The sequence below is a fragment of the Escherichia sp. WS3227_2 genome (genome assembly GCF_046486495.1).
GTDB lineage: Bacteria > Pseudomonadota > Gammaproteobacteria > Enterobacterales > Enterobacteriaceae > Escherichia > Escherichia coli.
On the sequence record NZ_JBJQLG010000037.1, the window covers coordinates 1 to 5,035 of the forward strand.

Here is a 5,035-nt window from a genome sequence, read left to right on the forward strand (position 1 = left end):
ATGTGACCTGGTCGTCCATTGCCGCCGGTTTTAAGGGATTAATTCCTTCAAAAGTAAAATCTCGCCCGCAATGTTGTGACGATGACGCGATGATCATTTGCGGGTGCATGGGCCGTCTGAAAAAGAACAACAGCGATTTGCACGATTTATTAGTAGATTATTATGTAGTCGGTATGACATTCATGTCACTGGCAGGTAAGCATTGCTGCTCTGATGGTTATATCGGGAAAAGGTTACAGAAGGCTGAGGGCATAATTGAAGGGATGTTAATGGCATTAGATATCCGGTTAGAGATGGATATCGTTGTTAATAACTCTAATTAATATGCCAATTGTTTACTAAAAATTATTAAAAATGGGGCGTTGCAACGCCCCCAAAAATAAAGGGTAATATATAACAGAAGGTTTATATAGTTAGAAGCAAGGTTGTGCTCCTAAAGGAAGTGGCTTGAGGGAGCCACTTATATGTTGGGGAGGCAAAGCCTCCCGCAACATATCTTTTTCGTAATCAGATTAGAACTGGTAAACCAGACCTACAGCAACGATGTCATCAGTATCAATACCAGCTGTTTTGGTAAACTTACTATCGTCAATTAAGTTGATTTTGTAATCAACAAAAGTGGACATGTTTTTATTAAAGTAGTAAGTAGCACCGACATCGACATACTTGACTAAGTCTCGGTCACCATGAACACCAAGGTCTTTACCTTTTGACTGAAGGTAAGCAACAGATGGGCGCAGACCGAAGTCAAACTGATATTGTGCTACTGCTTCAAAGTTTTGTGCTTTGTTTGCAATATGGTTATTACCAAAAACGGTCATATTCTGAGTTTCAGAATATGTGGTAGCCAGATAGATATTGTTCGCATCATATTTCAGGCCTGCAGCCCATACTTCCGCATTTTTGCCGGAGGCATTGAATTTGCTCTTACCATAGGCGACCTGACCGTCAGTGCGATCTGATTTAGCATAGGTTGCACCCACGCCGAATCCTTCATACTCATAAGTAGTGGAGAAACCGAAACCATCACCATTGGCTTCAGTTACGTCAGTGCGGTCATTTTTACCCTGATACTGAGCAGCAAAGTTCAGGCCATCGACCAGACCAAAGAAGTCGTTGTTACGATAAGTTGCAACACCAGTAGTGCGACCAGTCATGAACACATCTGTTTGGGTCCAGGTATCACCACCGAATTCTGGCAGAACGTCAGTCCACGCACCGATGTCGTATGCTACACCGTAGTTACGGCCGTAATCGATGGAGCCGTAGTCACCGAATTTCAGGCCAGCGAAGGCAAGACGGGTTTTATCTTTGGAGGAACCTTGAGATTCAGCGCGGTTGCCTTTGAATTCATATTCCCACTGACCGAAACCAGTCAGTTGATCGTTGATTTGGGTTTCACCTTTGAAGCCAAGACGGGCATAAGTAGTATCACCATCATCTGCATCATTAGAGGAGAAGTAGTGCTTAGCATTAACTTTCCCGTACAGATCCAGCTTGTTACTGTCTTTATTATAAATTTCAGCTGCCTGAGCAGACATCGCCATCAGTACTGATGCAGCTACAGCAGAAATTGCCACTGTTAATTTTTTCATCGTGAGCCCTTTTTTTTGAACTATTATTAAAAAATGATGTCACTGCGCGATAAATATTCATCTAATCAATGTGATTATTTCAAGATGTAAGTTTTGGTTTCTCGTTTAATTTGTGAAGTAGATCTCTATTTTTATCTGAACTTTTTTCTATCGAATCCTATTCATGGCTCTTGGCTGAATAAAAATAAATCTATTAGCCAATTTATATTAATGGCTGTTATTTATAAGTGCTCTATAATTTGAAGGTTCAATTTAAATTGGCTAAAAATAACGCTGGAAATTATTTGTTGGTTATTTGTTGAGATTTGCTTATGTATTTGTAGTGGTGTTTTCAATACTCGGTAGCATTCTCGCAAATATCATTTAGTGGTTTACGTACGTAAAAAATTGGTTATGCTGTTAAGAGTGGTTACTTCGTCACACAGCTTAAACCCGCCGTCGAGCGGGTTTTTCCATTTTTTGAGTCTCGATATTAGCTGATAACCCAATACCTGAGTTATTCACTGACTCCGAGTCTGTTACGTTTCGTAGTATTCCCTCAATTTACACCCGCTTTGTCTGCGAGGTGGGGTTATGAAATCCATGGATAAGTTAACAACGGGTGTCGCCTATGGCACCTCAGCAGGTAGTGCCGGGTACTGGTTTTTACAGCTGCTCGATAAAGTCACGCCCTCACAGTGGGCAGCAATAGGTGTGCTGGGTAGCCTGGTATTTGGCCTGCTGACGTACCTGACAAACCTTTATTTCAAGATTAAAGAAGATAAGCGCAAGGCTGCGAGAGGTGAATAATGCCTCCATCATTACGAAAAGCTGTTGCTGCTGCTATTGGTGGCGGGGCTATTGCTATAGCATCTGTGTTAATCACTGGCCCAAGTGGTAACGATGGTCTGGAAGGTGTGAGACATAATCCTTACAAAGACATAGTTGGTGTATGGACTGTATGTTACGGGCATACAGGAAAAGACATCATTCCCGGTAAAACGTATACCGAAGCAGAGTGCAAAGCCCTCCTGAATAAAGACCTTGCCACTGTCGCCAGACAAATTAACCGGTACATCAAAGTCGATATACCGGAAACAACGCGCGGCGCTCTTTACTCGTTCGTCTACAACGTGGGTGCTGGCAATTTCAGAACATCGACGCTTCTTCGCAAAATAAACCAGGGTGATATTAAAGGCGCATGTGATCAGCTACGGCGCTGGACATACGCTGGCGGTAATCAATGGAAAGGACTGATGACTCGCCGTGAGATTGAGCGTGAAGTCTGTTTGTGGGGGAAACAATGAGCAGAGTAACCGCGATTATCTCCGCTCTGGTTATCTGCATCATCGTCTGCCTGTCATGGGCTGTTAATCATTACCGTGATAATGCAATCGCCTACAAAGAACAGCGCGATAACAAGGCCAGTGAACTGGAGAAGGCGAACGCCACCATTACTGACATGCAGCAGCGCCAGCGTGATGCTGATGCACTCGATGATAAATACACGAAGGAGTTAGCTGATGCGAAAGCTGAAAATGATGCTCTTCGGCGCAAGCTTGATAATGGTGGTCGGGTGCTCGTCAAAGGAAAATGCCCTGTGCCATCCTCAGCCGAAACCTCCAGCGCCTCCGGCATGGGCAATGATGCCACCGTCGAACTCTCTCCAGTTGCTGGACGAAACGTTCTCGGTATCCGGGACGGAATTATCCGCGACCAAACAGCACTGAGAACGCTTCAGGAATACATCAGGACGCAATGCCTTCGATGATAGCGATAATTTTACTCATCATCCTTCACATCTGGCTCTGTAGACAGGGTGGTGCTCACTTCTGGAGTGAATCCAGATTAAACATCTCATTGCTGATGCTTGATATTGAGCATTTTGCGCGCGGTAAGGGGCTGCGTTGAGATAAGAGCCAGTCATTACAAATACCAGGATTTAGCCTCGCATTCGCGGGGCTTTTTATTGCCATTACAAAAGCCACTTCCTACAGAGTGGCTTTGATAATGGCTTATACCCTACACGGGATAACTTAACTGATATCCCTTTTAAAGGATAAAGGTATTCAAGCCTGACACATCATGCGCTGTATCGTCGCCGTATTCCCGTATTAACAGAGACCGTAGCCCGACGGGGAACTCCTTCTGCGCGAGTGTGCGGGAATAATCAAAAACGATGCACACCGGGGTTACCGGGTACACATATTTCATCATGCCAGCGAGTCCGGTTCTGGCACGGAAGAAACCGGACGTTATGATTTAGTGCGGAAATATTTGTGTAGTGTTCTGAATGTTCTCAGTAAAGAGTAATGAATTATCAAAGGTATAGTAATACCTTTTGTTTTCGTGGATATTTGTAATCCATCTGAAAACCCCTGCTGTAGCAAGATTTTTCCTGTATTCGTAAAATGATAACTCTCCTGATTTGAATCCTTTTAAGGTGGCTTCTATAAGGCATTTATTTTTTGAAAATCTTACATTTACAACCTTACTCTGTCCTTTTATTAAAACCGTATTATCGTTTTCAAGAACAAGATGAATATTCTCTGTGGCTAAATAGTAAATGTAATGTGAGACATTGTGACGTTTTAGTTCAGAATAAAACCAGTGATAGTTTAAATTATTTCGCACTTTATCGAATATTTGTTTAAAAATGGCAACCTGAGCCATTGTAGTACCTTCCATGTGATATGAAGGTACCTAGTCTGCACGATTATCTAAATTGCTTCAATCTGGTCTGACCTGCTTTCTGAGCAATTCAGTAATGTCACTCTTTTCTTTGTTTGCTTCAGGCGAAACTCTTTTTTCTGAGCACAGTCTTCGGCGGCAGGCTTCAATGACCCAGGCTGAGAAATTCCCAGACCCTTTTTGATCAAGAGCGATGTTAATTTGTTCAATCATTGGGTTAGGAAAGCGGATGTTGCGGGTTGTTGTTCTGCGGGTTCTGTTCTTCGTTGACATGAGGTTGCCCTGTATTCAGTGTCACTGATTTGTATTGTCTGAAGTTGTTTTTACGTTAAGTTGATGCAGATCAATTAATACGATACCTGCGTCATAATTGATTATTTGACGTGGTTTGATGGCGTAGATGCACGTTGTGATATGTAGATGATAATCATTATCATTTTGCGGGTCCTTTCCGGCGATCCGACAGGTTACGGGGCGGCGACCTCGCGGGTTTTCGCTATTTATGAAAATTTTCCGGTTTAAGGCGTTTCCGTTCTTCTTCGTCGTAACTTAATGTTTTTATTTAAAATACCCCCTGAAAAGAAAGGAAACGACAGGTGCTGAAAACGAACTTTTGGGCCTTTGTCGTTTCCTTTCTCTGTTTTTGGCCGTGGAATGAGCAATGGAAGTCAACAAAAAGCAGCTGGCTGACATTTTCGGTGCGAGTATCCGTACCATTCAGAACTGGCAGGAACAGGGAATGCCCGTTCTGCGAGGCGGTGGCAAGGGTA

The 5,035-nt window shown here is 43.2% G+C and carries 9 protein-coding genes; 6 read left to right on the forward strand and 3 right to left on the reverse strand.

Features of this window, described 5'->3' with window-relative positions:
• The coding region (gene quuD / locus ACJHXB_RS24575; protein WP_410233550.1) for an antitermination protein QuuD at positions 1-323 on the forward strand (323 nt) is incomplete at its 5' end.
• A gap of 189 nt (positions 324-512) precedes the next feature.
• Here quuD and ompC read toward each other — a convergent pair.
• Positions 513-1,595: a porin OmpC gene (ompC, locus tag ACJHXB_RS24580; RefSeq protein WP_000737271.1), complete on the reverse strand. Its 1,083-nt coding sequence runs from the start codon at positions 1,593-1,595 to the stop codon at positions 513-515.
• A 573-nt stretch (positions 1,596-2,168) separates the two neighbouring features.
• Here ompC and essD point away from each other — a divergent pair.
• From essD to ACJHXB_RS24600, 4 genes are read left to right on the forward strand one after another with little or no spacing between them, the layout of a single operon-like run.
• On the forward strand, positions 2,169-2,384 hold the full coding sequence (essD, locus tag ACJHXB_RS24585) for a phage lysis protein EssD (protein ID WP_000839596.1): 216 nt from the start codon (positions 2,169-2,171) through the stop codon (positions 2,382-2,384).
• On the forward strand, positions 2,384-2,881 hold the full coding sequence (locus ACJHXB_RS24590) for a lysozyme (protein WP_001135256.1): 498 nt from the start codon (positions 2,384-2,386) through the stop codon (positions 2,879-2,881). Before essD ends, ACJHXB_RS24590 begins: the two co-directional genes overlap by 1 nt.
• Positions 2,878-3,345: a lysis protein gene (locus tag ACJHXB_RS24595; RefSeq protein WP_000092273.1), complete on the forward strand. Its 468-nt coding sequence runs from the start codon at positions 2,878-2,880 to the stop codon at positions 3,343-3,345. Before ACJHXB_RS24590 ends, ACJHXB_RS24595 begins: the two co-directional genes overlap by 4 nt.
• Entirely contained in the window at positions 3,333-3,485 is a 153-nt protein-coding gene (locus ACJHXB_RS24600) for a hypothetical protein (RefSeq protein WP_001139678.1), read from the forward strand. The genes ACJHXB_RS24595 and ACJHXB_RS24600 overlap by 13 nt, the downstream gene beginning before the upstream one ends.
• 351 nt (positions 3,486-3,836) lie before the next feature.
• Here ACJHXB_RS24600 and ACJHXB_RS24605 read toward each other — a convergent pair whose 3' ends face one another.
• On the reverse strand, positions 3,837-4,247 hold the full coding sequence (locus ACJHXB_RS24605) for a DUF1398 family protein (RefSeq protein ID WP_000079510.1): 411 nt from the start codon (positions 4,245-4,247) through the stop codon (positions 3,837-3,839).
• A gap of 57 nt (positions 4,248-4,304) precedes the next feature.
• Positions 4,305-4,538 (reverse strand): YlcI/YnfO family protein, encoded by a 234-nt coding sequence (locus ACJHXB_RS24610; RefSeq protein ID WP_032231044.1) that lies wholly within the window; start codon positions 4,536-4,538, stop codon positions 4,305-4,307.
• A gap of 388 nt (positions 4,539-4,926) precedes the next feature.
• Here ACJHXB_RS24610 and ACJHXB_RS24615 point away from each other — a divergent pair.
• A partial coding sequence (locus ACJHXB_RS24615; protein WP_001657962.1) for a terminase small subunit occupies positions 4,927-5,035 on the forward strand: 109 nt, incomplete at its 3' end.

Coding starts and splice junctions, on each gene's coding strand:
- ompC (WP_000737271.1), bottom strand. CDS start 1,595: ATGAAAAAATTAACAGTGGCAATTTCTGCTGTAGCTGCATCAGTACTG.
- essD (WP_000839596.1), top strand. CDS start 2,169: ATGAAATCCATGGATAAGTTAACAACGGGTGTCGCCTATGGCACCTCA.
- ACJHXB_RS24590 (WP_001135256.1), top strand. CDS start 2,384: ATGCCTCCATCATTACGAAAAGCTGTTGCTGCTGCTATTGGTGGCGGG.
- ACJHXB_RS24595 (WP_000092273.1), top strand. CDS start 2,878: ATGAGCAGAGTAACCGCGATTATCTCCGCTCTGGTTATCTGCATCATC.
- ACJHXB_RS24600 (WP_001139678.1), top strand. CDS start 3,333: ATGCCTTCGATGATAGCGATAATTTTACTCATCATCCTTCACATCTGG.
- ACJHXB_RS24605 (WP_000079510.1), bottom strand. CDS start 4,247: ATGGCTCAGGTTGCCATTTTTAAACAAATATTCGATAAAGTGCGAAAT.
- ACJHXB_RS24610 (WP_032231044.1), bottom strand. CDS start 4,538: ATGTCAACGAAGAACAGAACCCGCAGAACAACAACCCGCAACATCCGC.